The organism is Pararhizobium sp. DWP3-4 (assembly GCF_049898205.1).
Lineage (GTDB): Bacteria > Pseudomonadota > Alphaproteobacteria > Rhizobiales > Rhizobiaceae > Pararhizobium.
Genome location: NZ_JAFCXF010000012.1, coordinates 20,669 through 36,608, shown reverse-complemented (window position 1 = coordinate 36,608; position 15,940 = coordinate 20,669). Strand labels below are relative to the sequence as shown.

14 protein-coding genes and 1 pseudogene are annotated in these 15,940 nt (G+C 58.6%); 14 read left to right on the top strand and 1 reads right to left on the bottom strand.

Annotated features, from left to right (window positions below; all coding sequences use genetic code 11):
- Nucleotides 1-196 precede the first annotated feature (196 nt).
- From ACP7E6_RS24500 to ACP7E6_RS24435, 14 genes and pseudogenes are all read left to right on the top strand, one after another.
- Nucleotides 197-3,130: an autotransporter outer membrane beta-barrel domain-containing protein gene (locus tag ACP7E6_RS24500; RefSeq protein ID WP_426232302.1), complete on the top strand. Its 2,934-nt coding sequence runs from the start codon at nucleotides 197-199 to the stop codon at nucleotides 3,128-3,130.
- Nucleotides 3,131-4,336: 1,206 nt separating this feature from the next.
- Nucleotides 4,337-4,975, top strand: a complete 639-nt coding sequence (gene traI / locus ACP7E6_RS24495; protein ID WP_426232301.1) for an acyl-homoserine-lactone synthase TraI — start codon at nucleotides 4,337-4,339, stop codon at nucleotides 4,973-4,975.
- The gene (gene trbB / locus ACP7E6_RS24490) at nucleotides 4,972-5,949 is read left to right on the top strand and encodes a P-type conjugative transfer ATPase TrbB (protein ID WP_426232300.1); all 978 of its coding nucleotides are present in this window, start codon (nucleotides 4,972-4,974) and stop codon (nucleotides 5,947-5,949) included. The genes traI and trbB overlap by 4 nt, the downstream gene beginning before the upstream one ends.
- Nucleotides 5,939-6,322: a TrbC/VirB2 family protein gene (locus tag ACP7E6_RS24485; protein ID WP_426232299.1), complete on the top strand. Its 384-nt coding sequence runs from the start codon at nucleotides 5,939-5,941 to the stop codon at nucleotides 6,320-6,322. The genes trbB and ACP7E6_RS24485 overlap by 11 nt, the downstream gene beginning before the upstream one ends.
- Complete coding sequence (locus ACP7E6_RS24480) at nucleotides 6,315-6,614, top strand: conjugal transfer protein TrbD (protein ID WP_426232298.1); 300 nt, start codon at nucleotides 6,315-6,317, stop codon at nucleotides 6,612-6,614. Before ACP7E6_RS24485 ends, ACP7E6_RS24480 begins: the two co-directional genes overlap by 8 nt.
- A gap of 10 nt (nucleotides 6,615-6,624) precedes the next feature.
- Nucleotides 6,625-9,081, top strand: coding sequence for a conjugal transfer protein TrbE (locus ACP7E6_RS24475; protein ID WP_426232297.1), 2,457 nt, complete (start codon nucleotides 6,625-6,627; stop codon nucleotides 9,079-9,081).
- Nucleotides 9,053-9,856 carry a P-type conjugative transfer protein TrbJ gene (gene trbJ / locus ACP7E6_RS24470; RefSeq protein ID WP_426232387.1) on the top strand — a complete coding sequence of 268 codons (804 nt, stop codon included), beginning with the start codon at nucleotides 9,053-9,055 and terminating at the stop codon, nucleotides 9,854-9,856. The genes ACP7E6_RS24475 and trbJ overlap by 29 nt, the downstream gene beginning before the upstream one ends.
- A 47-nt stretch (nucleotides 9,857-9,903) precedes the next feature.
- Complete coding sequence (trbK, locus tag ACP7E6_RS24465) at nucleotides 9,904-10,056, top strand: entry exclusion protein TrbK (protein ID WP_426232386.1); 153 nt, start codon at nucleotides 9,904-9,906, stop codon at nucleotides 10,054-10,056.
- Nucleotides 10,050-11,231 (top strand): P-type conjugative transfer protein TrbL, encoded by a 1,182-nt coding sequence (trbL, locus tag ACP7E6_RS24460; protein ID WP_426232296.1) that lies wholly within the window; start codon nucleotides 10,050-10,052, stop codon nucleotides 11,229-11,231. Before trbK ends, trbL begins: the two co-directional genes overlap by 7 nt.
- Nucleotides 11,232-11,249: 18 nt before the next feature.
- Nucleotides 11,250-11,912 (top strand): conjugal transfer protein TrbF, encoded by a 663-nt coding sequence (locus ACP7E6_RS24455; RefSeq protein ID WP_426232295.1) that lies wholly within the window; start codon nucleotides 11,250-11,252, stop codon nucleotides 11,910-11,912.
- 15 nt (nucleotides 11,913-11,927) lie between these two features.
- Complete coding sequence (trbG, locus tag ACP7E6_RS24450) at nucleotides 11,928-12,740, top strand: P-type conjugative transfer protein TrbG (RefSeq protein WP_426232294.1); 813 nt, start codon at nucleotides 11,928-11,930, stop codon at nucleotides 12,738-12,740.
- Nucleotides 12,741-12,743: 3 nt separating this feature from the next.
- The gene (gene trbH / locus ACP7E6_RS24445; protein ID WP_426232293.1) at nucleotides 12,744-13,181 is read left to right on the top strand and encodes a conjugal transfer protein TrbH; all 438 of its coding nucleotides are present in this window, start codon (nucleotides 12,744-12,746) and stop codon (nucleotides 13,179-13,181) included.
- A gap of 12 nt (nucleotides 13,182-13,193) precedes the next feature.
- Nucleotides 13,194-14,495, top strand: coding sequence for an IncP-type conjugal transfer protein TrbI (trbI, locus tag ACP7E6_RS24440; RefSeq protein ID WP_426232292.1), 1,302 nt, complete (start codon nucleotides 13,194-13,196; stop codon nucleotides 14,493-14,495).
- Nucleotides 14,496-14,817: 322 nt separating this feature from the next.
- A pseudogene (locus tag ACP7E6_RS24435) lies at nucleotides 14,818-15,523 on the top strand (autoinducer binding domain-containing protein).
- Here ACP7E6_RS24435 and ACP7E6_RS24430 read toward each other — a convergent pair.
- A complete protein-coding gene (locus ACP7E6_RS24430; RefSeq protein WP_426232291.1) occupies nucleotides 15,515-15,844 on the bottom strand; it encodes a transcriptional repressor TraM in 330 nt (109 codons plus the stop codon). The pseudogene ACP7E6_RS24435 and the gene ACP7E6_RS24430 overlap by 9 nt on opposite strands.
- Nucleotides 15,845-15,940: the final 96 nt, after the last annotated feature.

Below are 15,940 nucleotides of genomic sequence, written 5' to 3'. Positions count from 1 at the left end.
TCTCCCCAAACTGCCCTGCACGACATCCTGCAACCAAATGGCGAGCGGGTTGAAAAGATTAAATATTCATTAACCACGCTTGGGTAAGGATTGTCATGTGTTCCGCCGATGGATTCGGCACCTGCTTTGCATCGGCCGATCAATGAAAAACCAACTGCTTCCGGCATTTTCGCGGCGTCTGGGATTTTTCACAGCAATGGTATCCGTTGCGTTGACTGTACCTTCGTTTGCTCAATCCGTGTGGTCGGGCACCGCGGATAACGAGTTCAGCAACGGTTCGAACTGGAATCCTGTGCTGCCGGGGAGTGGCGATACAGCCGACGTCAACAATGGTTCGCCGCAGGTCACCAATGACATCTCGATCGGTGCGCTGGGAGTGAACGGCGGCAATCTCACGATTACCAACACGGGCGCACTCACCGTCAAGAGCGGCAGCACGATCACATCGGGCAGTGTCGGCATTAATGCTGGAGGCGCGTTGAACTCGGACGTGAGCCTCAGCGGAGGCAGCCTGTTCGTCGATGGCGACCTCAATGGCCGGCTGACCTTGGATAACGGAAACGTCTCTGTCAACGGCACGCTTGGTAGTGCAGCAGTCGGTACGGGCACGTCGCTCTCCAACAATGGAACGGTGGGCGATGTCGCCGCCTCGTCGGGGGCAACATTCGTCAACAACTCCACGGCCACTGCCGGCAAGCTCACCAATGGCGGCACGGCATCGAATGGTGGAAATCTCGAAGCCCTGACGAATACTGCAGGAAATTTCACCAACAACACGGGCGGCACGATCTCCGGCAAGACTATGGTTTCAGGTGGCACGGTCACCAACAATTTTGTCATCACCGACGCGGACGTCTCCGCTGCGGCCGCTTTCGTGAACAACAATGGTGCAACCGCGGGGGCGATCAGGAACTCCGGCACCGTATCGAATTCGGGCACTATCGACTCGCTCCAGAATGACGCTGGATCATTCACCAACAACTTCTCCGGGGCGGTAACGGGTGCAACGTCCGTTACCGGCGGCAGCGTCACGAACAATGCGGCCCTTAACACCGTCAATGTTGGTGCGGACGGCACATTTACAAACACGACAGGCGCAAACGCAGACGCCGTGACGAATGCCGGCAATTCGTCGAACGCCGGCTCGCTTGCCTCACTGACCAATACAGCGGGAACCTTTACCAACAATGCCGGCGGCACGATCGCAGGTAAAACGGCCATATCCGGTGGAACCGTTGCGAATAACTTCGTCATTTCGGACGCCGACGTCGCGGCCGTAGCCGCCTTCGTCAACAATAGCGGCGCCACGGCCGGAGCGATCCGGAACTCTGGCACGATATCGAATGCGGGCACCGTCGCATCCCTGGAGAATGATGCCGGGACCTTCACGAACAATGGCGGCGGCACCGTTACCGGCACCACGACGGTAAGGGGTGGTAGCGTTGTCAACAACGCGGCGGCCGGTGACGTCACTATCGGGACGCAGGGCAGCTTCACAAACAATAGCGGTTCAACGGCGGGTGCGGTCGCGAATGCCGGTACTGTGCGAAATGACGGCACGATCGCATCGCTTGTGAATAGTGAGGGGACCTTCTCCAACACGGGAACGATCAACGGGACAGCTTTGGTAACGGGCGGCGCCTTCGTCAATGAAGGAACGGTCACCGGAACGATCGATGTCTTTGACGGCGGACTGTTGTCTGGAAGCGGGGTTGCCGGCGGACTGTCAGTCAATGCGGGCGGAACACTTGCTCCGGGACCGGGCATCCAGACGCTTGCGGTCAACGGCGACCTGACCTTTAGGGCCGGATCGACCTATGAGGCCGATATTGACGCTAGCGGTCTGTCCGATCGGGTGAATGCCTCCGGCGCACTTGTCATTGCAGGTGGCACATTGGATATCAAGGCTGCAAGCGGCAGCTACGGCCTGACCACCGACTACACGCTCCTGACCGCCGGCGGTGTCACCGGCGCCTTTGACAACGTTACCAGTGACTTTGCCTTTCTTTCTCCAACGCTGACCTACGGCACCACGACGGTCGATCTCGGGCTTGATCGCAATGACGTGGATTTCGCAGCTGTCGCGGCAACCGCAAACGATCGCACGACAGCAGGTGCCGTTGAGGCGCTCGGGACGGGAAACCCGCTCTTTCTGGCAGTGCTGCCACTGGATGCGCAGACCGCTGGCAGCGCCTTCGCGCAGTTGAACGGAGAGGTTCACGCCTCCCTCAAAAGCGAACTGTTGTGGGAGAGCCGCTTCCAGCGTGACGCAATCATCGATCGGATGACCCTGTCTGCGGCGCGGCACTCCGGGCAGGACGACGATGTGGCATTTTGGAGTTCCGGCTTCGTCGCCGCCAACGATGTCCCCGGCGACGGCAATGCAACGGGCGTTGGTGGCCGTGCTGCCGGTGCGTTTATAGGGGTCGATGCGGCGATTTCCGACGAATGGCGCCTCGGCGGGCTGCTTGGCTATAGCCATCTTTCAATGCAGCCGCAGGCGCGTGCAGTGTCCTATCATGCCGGCCTCTATACGGCGGGCGACATCGGTCCCTTGGACTTCATCGGCGGCGCCGTTTACTCCCGCAACGAGGCGACTGTCCGTCGCAGCCTGTCTTTCGGCACATTCACCGATCGGCTCGCGGCCGAATATGACAGCACCACGACCCAGGTTTTCGGGGATATTTCCTGGACACTGATGATGGATGACATCAGTGTCCAGCCTTTCGCCAATCTTGCCTACATCCATCTCAATGCCGACGGCTTCAGGGAAGAGGGCGGCGCGGCAGCATTGTCTGCGGGCGGCGGCTCTGATGCGATAACAGTATCGACAGCCGGTGTCAGACTGTCGGCAGATCTGCCGGCCGGCGATTTCCCGCTCGCCCTGACTGCCATGCTCGGCTGGCAGCACACCGCTGGCGACGTGAAACCGTCTTCCCGTTTTGCATTTTCCGGTGGTACACCATTCATGCTTGAGGGTGTAGCAACGCCGCGCGATGCCGTGGTCGTCAAGGCGGGAATATCTGCCGCGCTCTCCAAGTCCGCTCGCCTGACACTGACTTATTCAGGCGAATTTGCCGATGGTTCGCGCTCGAATGCGGCACAGGCAAACCTGCTGGTCGACTTTTAGCCGACGGCGGTTTTGAAATAAAGCCGCCGCCAAACTAGCAATGCTTGACCGCCTTATCCCCCAAAAGTCGATGCACACCCATCGTAGCATTCTTCCCAGACCGGCTCATCTAATCCGATTGCGTTGGGACCAGTCCGGCAAAGGGCAACTGACGAATGCGACAACGGCGAGTGAGAAGCGGTTGTGCAATATGAGTCGCCAACGTCAATCGAATTGCGTAACTGACATAGCTCTTTCTATCAGCTCGATTTCATTGGGAAAAACGCTAGGTTAAGGCATCGTCGGGCGCCGCCGATCCATCCGACGATATGAGGTCTGGCCGACACCCCAGCCGGTCAGACCTCCCATCTACACTGTAGGACGATAAGGTGGAGCCTCCGCTGTCTCCAGCGAAGGCTCCAAATTTTTTGGTGCTCAAATACTCCGGGCACGGGCCCGACAATTCCACAATGCCACAGCTTCAGATGCCTTGCTGATTTACCCTTTGTTAACGTTACTTGGGATGGTTAGCAGGAGGTCGGACCGGAAGGACCGCGCTCTTCTTAAGCCAGTACAAGTTCATTTAAGTATTTGGGGTTTGAATTCCGTATGTGCTGCCGACTATGGAGCATTATTGCCGCTCATAAAGTTTGAGAATTCCTGAGTTTCCAGAAGATTGACGATTTCCTCCCGCAGCGTTACCATTTCTTGAAACACACCTACAACTGTCGGAGGTTGGGAATGCGCGGGAATCTTCCCACTCGAAGATACATGTCTTCCATCCGGACCAGTTGCGGTCTGCACTCTCCTCAATAGCTGCCGAAATCAGCTTGCGGACGCCGCAACAGCAAATCGTCAAACTCTCCATTGATTTCCTCAAGGCAGTACGGTCTGCCATGACCTGATGGGTTAGAGCATCGTACGATTAGCCGCCGCTAAAGAAGTTCCAGCATTCTGCTGTGAGGGTGTCTTATATTAGCGGATGTTTCGTCAATAAAGACAATACGATGCGGCTCCAACCGCAAGCGTGGCTGACGTTTTGCGATCCAAGTGTCACGATCTTGGCGCACCGTCGCTCGTGCACGTTCCGACGCCACAAGGGATTTCTATATGTGAACCCTTCCGCCAACAGTGCGACTCACCGCTGCGTCCTTGTAGGATTATACAACTGCACCTTGATTCCTATCTGTGCTCATTTCCCGCCGACCAACAGCGACGGAGAAATTCATGCAGATTCTGGCATTCTCAACACCGCAAGATGTCGATGAGGCCCGTGTCCTTCAGAGCCATCACGAACTCCGAGCGCGCGTCTTTTCCGATCGCCTGGGCTGGGATGTCAATGTTGTCGATGGGTGCGAGGCGGATGGGTTCGACGGGATTGGGCCAACGTACGTGTTCGCTATTTCAAGTAGTGGCCAGCTAGCGGGCTGCGCTCGCCTTCTTCCTGCGTCCGGTCCGACGATGCTGGTGAACGTTTTCCCCTCGCTCCTCCCCTCCGGGTACCTCGATGCCCACGCCGCCATGATCGAGAGTTCGCGTTTTTGTGTGGACACCACGCTCGGCGAGGGAAAGGGAGTGGGCTCGGTACACGAGGTAACGCTGACCATGTTCGCAGGGATCATCGAATGGTCAATTGCAAACGGTTTTAGAGAAATCATCACCGTCACCGATCTCAGGTTCGAACGAATACTGGCGCGTGTGGGCTGGCCGCTCGCGCGTCTCGGCGAGCCAAAGAAGATCGGCGTCACCATGGCGGTGGCAGGTACTTTGCCGGCCAGTTCGGAGATCTTCCAAAAGCTCCGGCCAGCAGACTATCAATCGAAGTTCACCACCCACTCGGCAAGGCCGCATAAGGAGCACCCGTGACTCAGCTTCGCTCTCATCCTCGGCTCGTCCGCAAACTTCAAGAGGCGCTCGGCGACCAATTGTGCATCGCGCTGGAAGATGCCAGCGTTGTCGAGATCATGCTGAACCCTGATGGAAAGCTTTTCATCGAACGGCTCGGCCACGGCGTTGTCGCGGCCGGCGAAATGTCGGCGGCCGCAGCAGAGATGGTGATCGGTACGGTCGCCCACGCGCTCCAGGCGGAAGTTGATATGGAGCAGCCGATCATCTCTGGAGAATTGCCGATCGGCGGACATCGTTTTGAAGGCTTGCTGCCTCCCATCGTCGCAAAGCCAGCTTTCACGATCCGGCGCCGAGCGTCCCGACTTATTCCGCTCGATGACTACGTTCGCATCGGTGTGATGACCGATGACCAGGCCGCAACGATAAGAAGTGCTATCGGTGCACGTTTGAACATCATCATCTCCGGCGGAACCGGATCCGGCAAAACCACACTCGCGAACGCAGTCATCGCCGAAATCGTCAAGACCGCACCGGATGACCGTCTCGTCATTCTGGAGGATACCGCCGAGATCCAGTGCGCCGCCGAGAATGCTGTCCTCCTGCACACCAGCGACGCCGTGGATATGGCCCGCCTCCTGAAGAGCACCATGCGCCTACGCCCCGACCGCATCGTCGTGGGCGAGGTCCGAGATGGAGCCGCGCTCACGCTTCTAAAGGCCTGGAACACCGGTCACCCCGGAGGCGTGGCGACGATCCACTCCAACACGGCCATATCAGCTTTGCGCAGACTGGAACAACTCACGGCCGAAGCCAGTCAACAGGCGATGCACGAGGTGATCGGCGAGGCGATTGATCTCATCATCTCGATTGAGAGGACACCCAGAGGACGCCGCGTACGCGATGTCATTCACGTGGAGCGGTTCGTCAACGGCCACTACGAAACCCAGTCCGATAAACTCACCGAAGAACAGGAGGCGCGCAATGTCGCCTAGGAAACCCGCCATCGCACTTGCACTTTTGGTCGTGCCGTTCGTCCTCACAGCAGCCGCCCCGGCACTCGCCAGTTCAGGCGGCAGTCTTCCATGGGAGGGTCCGCTCGAGCAGATCCAGGAATCCATCACCGGACCAGTCGCCGGTTACATCGCGCTGGCGGCGGTGGCGATCGCCGGCGGGATGCTAATCTTCGGGGGAGAACTGAACGATTTCGCCCGGCGCCTGGTCTATGTCGTGCTCGTTGCCGGGATTCTGCTTGGCGCCACGACGATCGTCGGCCTGTTCGGCGCAACTGGCGCCTCAATCGGTTTGATCGATAATCCCGTTGCGACCATTAGCCCAAGCCGGGGAGGGGAGGGCGCACATGTCTGAATTCATGTCGGGCCTTCGTCGCAACCGCATCCACCGCGCGCTCTCCCGTCCGAACCTTCTCATGGGAGCCGACAGGGAACTCGTGCTGATCACCGGGCTTGCGGCCGTCATCCTGATCTTCGTGGTGTTGACGGTCTACTCAGCCATTTTCGGCATTGCTGTCTGGATCGTGATCGTCGGCGCGCTGCGCATGATGGCGAAATCCGACCCGATGATGCGGCAGGTCTACCTCCGCCATATCGCCTACAAACCGACGTACCGGCCGACCACCTCGCCATGGCGCAGATTTTGAGGAGGCGAGAGTGGTCGCTCTAAAACGCTTCAGGGCCACTGGTCCCTCCTTCGCTGATCTCGTCCCTTATGCCGGGTTGGTGGACAATGGCATTCTTCTGCTGAAGGACGGCAGCCTGATGGCCGGCTGGTATTTTGCCGGCCCAGATACCGAAAGTGCGACCGATCTCGAACGAAACGAGCTGTCTCGTCAGATCAATGCCATTCTGTCGCGGCTTGGCAGCGGATGGATGATCCAGGTCGAGGCCATTCGCGTCCCGACGGTTGATTATCCGTCAGAAGACCGTTGCCATTTTCCGGACCCGGTCACGCGCGCAATCGATGCCGAGCGCCGGGCGCATTTCCGGCGGGAGCAGGGGCATTTCGAGAGCCGGCATGCGGTGATCCTGACGCACCGGCCCCTCGAATCGAAGAGGACCGGCTTGAGCAAATACATCTACTCCGACGAGGAGAGCCGCAAAAAGTCTTATGCGGACACCGTGCTCTACATCTTCAAAAACGCGGTCCGCGAGATCGAACAGTATCTGGCCAGTATCCTGTCGATCCGGCGCATGGAAACGCGGGAGACGACCGAGCGGGGAGGGGAACGCGTTGTTCGGTACGACGAGCTCATGCAGTTCATCCGGTTTTGCATCACGGGCGAAAACCATCCCGTTCGTCTGCCAGACATGCCGATGTATCTCGATTGGCTGGCAACGGCCGAACTCCAGCACGGATTGACGCCGAAGGTCGAGAACCGCTTCCTTGGAGTGGTCGCCATCGATGGGCTGCCGGCGGAAAGCTGGCCCGGGATCCTCGGTAGTCTCGACCTCATGCCCCTGACCTACCGTTGGTCGTCGCGTTTCGTTTTCCTGGATGCGGAAGAGGCGCGGCAGAAGCTCGAACGAACGCGCAAGAAATGGCAGCAGAAGGTGCGCCCATTCTTCGATCAACTGTTTCAAACCCAAAGCCGATCCGTCGACCAGGACGCTATGACCATGGTGGCCGAGACCGAGGACGCCATCGCGCAAGCGTCATCGCAGCTCGTCGCCTACGGCTACTACACCCCGGTCGTCATTCTTTTCGATGACGACCGGGAAGCGCTGCAGGAAAAGGCTGAAGCCATCCGGCGACTTGTACAGGCCGAAGGTTTCGGGGCTCGGATCGAGACGCTGAATGCGACCGACGCTTATCTCGGAAGTCTCCCGGGAAACTGGTACTGCAACATCCGCGAGCCGCTGATCAACACCAACAATCTTGCCGATCTCGTGCCCTTGAATTCGGTCTGGTCGGGGTCGCCAGTAGCACCTTGCCCCTTCTACTCACAGAATTCGCCGCCACTGATGCAAGTCGCAAGCGGCTCGACGCCCTTCCGGCTCAACCTCCATGTCGATGACGTCGGGCATACGCTCATTTTTGGGCCAACCGGGTCGGGCAAATCGACGCTTCTAGCGCTGATCGCCGCGCAGTTCCGCCGGTACGAGCACGCGCAGATCTTTGCGTTCGATAAGGGCAATTCCCTTCTGCCGCTGACACTGGCTGCTGGTGGCGATCACTATGAAATAGGCGGCGACCGGGACTCGAGCGAGAGAAAATTGTCGTTCTGCCCGCTCTGGGACCTTGCCACGGATGGCGACCGGGCATGGGCGAGCGAATGGATCGAGACGCTTGTCGCCATGCAGGGCGTGACCATCACGCCCGATTATCGCAACGCGATATCCCGCCAGGTCAGCCTCATGGCGGGTGCACCAGGGCGGTCGCTATCGGATTTCGTCAGTGGTGTTCAGATGCGTGAAATCAAGGATGCCCTTCATCACTACACTGTCGACGGGCCGATGGGTCAGTTGCTCGATGCGGAAGAGGATGGACTGACGCTGCGCGCGTTCCAATGCTTTGAAATCGAACAGCTGATGAATATGGGCGAGCGCAGCCTGGTGCCGGTTCTCACCTATCTTTTTCGCCGGATCGAGAAGCGCCTCGACGGGTCCCCAAGCCTGATCGTGCTCGACGAGGCCTGGCTGATGCTCGGTCATCCTGTCTTTCGCGCCAAGATCCGGGAATGGTTGAAGGTGCTACGCAAGGCAAATTGCGCTGTCGTTCTCGCAACCCAGTCGATCTCGGACGCCGAACGCTCGGGCATTATCGACGTTCTGAAGGAATCCTGCCCGACGAAGATCTGCCTTCCGAATGGTGCTGCCCGCGAGGCCGGGACCCGCGAATTCTACGAGCGGATCGGTTTCAACAAACGCCAGATCGAGATCGTCTCAAACGCAGTCCCGAAACGCGAATATTACGTCGCGACGCCAGAGGGGAGGAGGCTGTTTGACATGTCGCTTGGCCCGGTCGCGCTGAGTTTCGTCGGCGCCTCCGGAAAAGACGATCTCAAACGCATCCGCGCGCTGAATTTAGAGCATGGCCATGACTGGCCGATCCATTGGCTTGAATCGAGAGGAATCCATGATGCCGCATCGCACCTCAATGTCACATAAATGGCTTGCCGGCCTGACCATCAGCGTCACGTTGTCGATGTCCTTCGAAACAGTTCAGGCGGGATCAGCAACAGGCGCTGCCACCGAGTGGACGCAGCTCGCCAACAATGCACAGCTCATCGACCTGATGAAAAGCTCGGGTCTGCAGGTGGACAATCAGCTCACCCAGATCAGTCAGCTGGCGGAGCAGATCCAGAACCAGCTGAAGATATACGAAAACATGCTGCAGAACACCGCGCAGTTGCCCAACCACATCTGGGGACAGGTCGAGGGCGATCTCGACCAGCTTCGCAGCATTGTCGATCAGGGACAGAGCATCGCGTTTTCCATGGGCAATGCCGACGACGTGCTGAAGCAGCGCTTTAAAAGTTATGCGGACCTGCAGACCAGCCTTCCGAACGCCGAGAGCTTCTCTTCAACCTATCAGACCTGGTCGGACACCAACCGCGACACGATCGGCAGCACGCTAAAGGCTGCAAGCCTGACCGCCGACCAGTTCGACAGCGAAGAAAGCACTATGAGTTCTCTTCGCAACATGTCGGAGTCGGCCGATGGCCAGGTGAAAGCCCTTCAGGTCGGTCATGAAATCGCCGCCCAGCAAGTCGCGCAGATGCAAAAGCTGCGCGGTCTTGTCTCCCAGCAGATGACCATGTTGGGCACCTGGCTTCAGACCGAACAGACCGACAAGGATCTGGCGCAGGCACGACGGGATAAATTCTTCAACGCCGATGTGACGACGATACCAAGCGGCCAGAAGATGGAGCCCCGCTGGTGAACCGTCCTGCCATTATTGTCCTCGCTCTGCTCGTGGCAGCTGCGACTATGTCCGCCACGACCATGTGGGTCATCAGATCGAACCGCACTGAAGATCCTCGCATGACGGAAGAGCAACGGCTCACCCGCCAAACGGTCTTCGGTTCCGGCAACGAGCTCCCGCCGATTGAAAAGGGCCAGGAGATGCGACCACGATGGTAAAGAGCGATCTCGAACGGATGCTTGTCCTCACGGGGCTGATCTGCCTTCTTCTTGCAGGCCCCGCATTCGCCCAACAGGGCCAGGTTCTAACCGAACTGGAGAATCAGGTGACCACAGCTGCAAAAGGCTGGGAAACCACGATCATGGACGCGGCGAAGTCGTTGTTCTGGATCCTCGCCGGGATCGAGGTTGGCATTGCGGCAGTGTGGCTGGCGCTTCAGGCTGCCTCGTTGGACAGCTGGTTTGCCGAACTTGTTCGCCGCATCATGTTCATCGGCTTTTTCGCCTTCGTGTTGAACCAGGGACCAACATTCGCCCGGGCAGTCGTCAATAGCCTGTATCAGATTGGCGCCGGAGGCGGCTCTGCCTCTCCCGCCGAAGTCTTCGACGCCGGCCTCCGCGTCGCCTCGCAAATGTCCCAGCAAGCCAAGTTCGGCGTCTTCGAAGATAATGCCCTGGCAATTGCCGCGGTTCTGGCGATGGGCGTGGTCGTGATTTGTTTCTCTCTTGTCGCGGCTATTTTCGTGGCTGTCATGGTGGAGATGTATGTCGGCCTTCTTGCCGGCATGATCATGCTTGGCCTCGGCGGCTCGTCGTCCACCAAGGACTTTGCGATCCGCTACCTGATCTACGCTTTCGGCGTCGGCATGAAACTCATGGCGCTGGTCATGATCGCCAAGATCGGGTCGGAAGTCCTGCTCGGGCTCGCCCAAGCCCCAACGGCGGAGTCCGACCAGTTCATCACGACCCTCGCTATCGCTGGCATTTCCGTCGTCGTCTTTATCATCGCCATGTATGTGCCGAACATCATCCAGGGCGTCGTGCAAGGTGCTTCCGTGTCTGGCGGCATGGAGGCGATCCGCCATGGCGGGCAAGCCGCCTCCTTTGCTGCGGGCGGTGCATTTCTTGCCGCAGGCGCTGCTGGCGCCGGCTTTGCTGCAGCGCAAGCGGCCCGTGCCGCGGGCTCATCAGTTGCCGGCGCCGCATTGCGCGGCATGGGGTCTGGAATTGGATATGCCAGCAAAGCTGCCGGCTCCGCGGCAAAAGATAAGGCGATCGGATCTCCTGGTGCCTATGCCGGCTCGATCATGGGACTGGCAAACGCAAAGCTCGATGAGAGCCGCAGCGGTCACAGCGGGCCAATATCATCCCCCGAACGCAATGACAAACCATAAGCAGAAAGGGAGCATGTGATGGCTTCAAATCACGGTCCGGAAAGTCCGTATCTTGCCGCCCGACAGGAATGGACAGAGCGTTACGGTTCTTACGTCCAGGCGGCGCGCGCCTGGCGGATCGTTGGTATTCTCGGCCTCTCGATGGCCGTGATTGGCTTTAGTTACGCGATGTATCTCAGCACCCAGGTCAAGCTGGTTCCTTACATCGTCGAGGTCGATAAACTCGGCACCTCGATTTCAGCCGGCTTCCCGCAGCAGATCGAATACGCCGATCCCCGGGTGGTGCGGGCCACGCTTGGCAATTTCGTCACAAGCTTCCGCTCTATCACCCCGGATGCTGTTGTCCAGAAGCAGTATATCGACCGGACCTACGCGCTGCTGCGGACTTCCGATCCGTCGACCCAGAAAGTCAACGCTTGGTTTCGTGGCAATTCGCCGTTCGAAAAGGCGAAGACATCGACGGTCTCCATCGAGGTCAACAATATCGTGGCCCTCTCCAATCAGACCTACCAGATCGACTGGACTGAGTACGAGCGCGACCGCAAGGGCAAGGAAACCGGCACGCGCCGGTTCCGCGGGATCGCGACGGTGACGCTGAGCGCACCGCAGGACGAGGCCATCATCCGCCTCAACCCGATCGGTCTTTACATCCAGGATTTCGACTGGACCGCACAGCTTTAAGCGCAGGGGAATGAAATGCAACGAACAGGAATGATAGCGGCTGTCGGCTGCATGGCCGGACTTTTGGCTCTGAGCAGCGCGTATGCGCAATCCATGACATCAAATGAGGTCAAGGGAACGAAGATCTCCAGCAAATGGCGAGGGACACCGGGCCTGGTTACTACCGGACCCGATGGCAAGGTCATTTTCCTGTTTGGGGAAACCCAGCCCTCCGTCGTCTGCTCGCCCCTCCAGGTCTGCGATATCGAACTGCAAGGTGGCGAGATCGTTCGAGACGTCCTGGTCGGGGATACCGTGCGCTGGAAGGTAGAACCTGCCACCTCCGGTGCGACGGGAGGCCAGGCGATCCATCTGATCGTTAAACCATCAGAAGCCGGGCTCGTCACCTCGATGGTCGTGACGACCTCAAGGCGGACCTATCACATCCAGCTCAAGTCCCATCCAAGCCAGTACATGGCCCGCGTCGGCTTCGAATATCCTGAAGACGTCTCCACCAAGCTCGCCGACATCAACGCTCGCATCGAGGCTGGCGGCATCCCGGGCGCTGCTCCCGATAAGCTCAACTTTTCTTATTCGGTCAGCGGCAGTGCCCGTTGGAAACCGAAGCGCGTCTATTCCGACGGCGACAAGACGTACATCCAGTTTCCGAAGTCAATCTCAGGGCAGGATGCACCCGTTCTTTTCGTTGTCAGCGGTGGCCAGAACAGGATCGTCAACTATCGTATGAAGAACGACATGATGATTGTCGACTATGCGGTAGACAAGGCGATCCTTGTTTCAGGCGTGGGGTGGCGGCAGCAGAAAATCACCATTCGGCGCGGAGGGTAAGCGATGCGCAGACTCCTCACTCCCCTTCTCACGGCACTGTCTCTTGCCGGCTGCCAAACCCCCGACGAAGCGCTCACCACAAACTCCGATCCTGTTGCGATCAACGGGGCAACTGCCGGGGCGATCGCCGGTGATATGGCAAGCAGGCTCACTGAGCAGATCGGGCCGGCCGGCACGACGACGATTAAGATGGATAAGGACACATCGGACTATGCGGGGGCACTTGAGGCCGCGCTGAAGGGCTGGGGCTATACCGTGATCGTCGATGGGAAGGCCGCCAAGGATCAAAAGCCGGTCGAGCTCGCCTGGTCGATCGACAGCTTCGGCGGCCAGGTTCTGGCGCGTCTGACAACGCCATCGATCGCGCTTGCTCGCGCTTACACGCCGACTACCGCGGGTGCCACGCACGCAAGTCCATTGTCGATCATGCAGCGAAACTGACAGGAGGCGATCGTGGTTCAATCTTTGCAACTGGGTAGCGCTGGCAATGCCGACGATCAGCAGGGCATGCGGCGGCTCAACCGCCTCCCGATCATCATCACCATCGTCGTGATCCTTCTTTTCCTGGGCGTCGTCGTGGTCGGTCTCTCATGGCGCGGCCTATCCTTCAATCGGAGCAGTGAACTGGAGAGCGCCACGAATTCCCCGGCGACGACGTTCGGAGACCAGTTGAAGCGGGGCGTTTCCGACGGGATCATCGGGGAACCGGAACGCCAGGAGATATTTCAGCCGACGCCGGTCGTTGTCGAGAAGGAGCGGACGAGCGAACCGGCAGTCGATCCTCGAACGGAGATCAGGAATGATCGCCGCCAAGCGCTCGAGTCGGAGGAAGAGTGGAAAGCGCGGCTTAAGCGTGAGCAGGACGAACAGTATTTGCGGGAAGCGCAACGTCAACGGATGGCGCGTCTACAGGCACGCGCAACGGCATTGGACTCACCTTTGAAGGTCGATGTCTCCGATCTTGGAAAATCCGCGAATGAAAGTGCGGCCAACGGCCAGCAGCCTGCACCCGTCGCGACGAACAGCGCTTCCGACCTTTATGCGGCGGCCATGAAATCTGGTGTGATGGGTCAGAACGCCGATCAGAACGGGCAGTCCACCAAGGAGGACTTCTTCAATCAGGATATCAAGGACCTTGGATATTTGCCCAACAAGGTGGTGCCGCAGATGTCACCGTTTGAGCTGAAACGCGGCTCCGTCATTCCCGCGATACTGATAACCGGTCTAAACTCCGACCTCCCCGGCAGGATCACGGCGCAGATCAGCCAAAACGTCTACGACAGTGCGACCAGTTACCGCCTGCTCATCCCGCAGGGCGCAAAACTGTTCGGCCGCTACGATTCAAAGGTGTCTTTCGGCCAGGAACGCGTCCTTGTCGTCTGGACCGATTTGATTTTTCCAAATGGTTCAACGCTTCAGATCGGCGGTATGGCTGGCACGGACGCCGAAGGCTATGGAGGCTTCAAGGACACAGTCGATCGGCACCTTTGGCGAACGTTCGGCTCAGCCGCACTTGTGGCGCTGATAGGAACCGGGATCGACATGTCGATGCCAGAAAGCTCGACGCTTGCTACCCAGGACACCGCGTCGGACGCTGCGCGCCGAAACTTTGCCGAAAGTTTCGGTCGGGTAGCAGAGCAGACAATTTCCAAGAGCCTGAACGTGCAGCCAACGATCAACATCCGCCCGGGTTACAAGTTCAATGTTCTTGTGGATCAAGACATCGTCTTTCCATCGGCCTACCGCAGAAATTAGCCCGACATGGCCATGGAGCATGATCCCCGTGCGCGTGGTTGCGTCATAATCTGAAGAAGGGGTTTGTTGTGGATATACTTTCGTCGTAAATTCCACTTTTAGATTGACGAGACTTGAGAGTCGCCGTAGCGCTGAAGTACACGGTTCGCGGGACTGCTCCTCAGGGTGCGAGTACCCACGGTTGCCGGGCCGAGAACAGACAGGCCGCGAAATTCGCGTTTGTCATCCGATGTCCGCCCGTCTGCTGGCCTCGACACGGCCATGGTGCCATTGCCTTGCTGGCAAAGCCATGCAGCCGGGCCAGAAAATAGGAGAACAGTCCGTGGACGGAACCGTTCGCTCACTCATTGATATGTTGGACGCTGCACAAGGCGAGGACATGATCAAGAGCGCCCTGAAAACCTTTGCCTATCGCTGCGGTTACGATCGCTTCGCTTACCTCCAGACCGACGGTCTGGAGGTAAGGACGTTCAACACCTATCCGGAGCCATGGGAGGGCGTCTATCTCACGCAGCCGTTACTCCCGTATCGACCCAGTCGTGACGGAAGCAAAGCGCAGATATGATATCTTCGCATGGACCGCAGGCGACTGGCCGGCGCGTGGATCTTCAGAACTTCGTCGTTTCCGCGACGAGGCTGTCAATCACGGCATTTGCTCCGGCGTCACCATTCCGGTCGAAGGCAGTTTCGGCTCTACCATGATGCTGACTTTTGCATCTCCTGACGGCAAAGTGGGGATCCCGGCGGCGCTCGACTCCAAAACTGCGCTCCAGATCGTCATGGCTGTCCACTACCGCCTGAAGCTCATCGCGGCATCGACGGTCATCACGCCAAAGCGCATGTTGTCACCACGGGAAACCCTCTGCGTGATGTGGGCTGCAAAGGGAAAGAGCACGCATGAAACCGCCGTGCTCACCGGCATTAACGCAAGAACGGTACAGCACTATCTCGACGGCGCGCGCGAGAAGTTTAACGCCAAAACCATACCGCAGCTGGCGGTGATGGCAAAAGAGCGCGGATTAATCTGACTCAGCAACATCATCCTCGATTGGCACCTCGGGAACGTAGCCCAGGGCATCGATGATCTCGGAGAGCTCTTGCTGCTGCGCCTCGGACTTTTTCTGCCGTGCGAGGTACTCATCTTGAAGGGAGCACAGTACGGAACCCGTCACCATGGGATCATCGTTCGCCCGCGTCCAGTCTTCGTAGACGGCCTCGTCTGCCGCGAGAAGGCGGCGGTGCTCGTGAATCGCAGCAACTGCCAATACCTCAAGCTCTGACTTTTGCATGGAACTATAGCGCAATGGCCCCTCGTTTCCTTCGCCATCGAACGAGCCTACATGTCCCATTCGTTTTCCATTCAACCCACTCCTTTGACAGCCAGACCATGACCTGCCGTCTATATTATCTGGCTTAGGCCACCACAGTATGACCTCGTCAACGTG